General features: G+C 50.0%; 1 protein-coding gene. It reads right to left on the reverse strand.

The features are described 5' to 3' along the window. The coding region (locus AAHB90_RS32660; RefSeq protein ID WP_342089516.1) for an NAD-dependent epimerase/dehydratase family protein at positions 1-298 on the reverse strand (298 nt) is incomplete at both ends.

Below are 298 nucleotides of genomic sequence, written 5' to 3' on the forward strand. Positions count from 1 at the left end.
GAGTAGCAGGACCAGTGCCTGCGCGACATCCAGGTGATGGACCATATGCATGCGCGATCCTGAATGCATGTTCAGCTTTTTAATATATGAGATAATTTCGGCGATATGCGGGTCTTTATCACCGTAAACAAAGCCAAGACGCAGGATACGGACGTCAAATCCCTGGTTTTGCTGCATCCCGATCAATTCCCTTTCTGCGGCGATCTTGCTGGATGAGTAAGCGCGCGGATCATTGATATCTACCTGTTCGTCTTCTTTTGCCGGGCGGTGGTATCCCGAACCGTAGACATTAGAGGTG

Origin of the sequence: Dyadobacter sp. OTU695 (genome assembly GCF_038440355.1) — a bacterium.
Lineage (GTDB): Bacteria > Bacteroidota > Bacteroidia > Cytophagales > Spirosomataceae > Dyadobacter.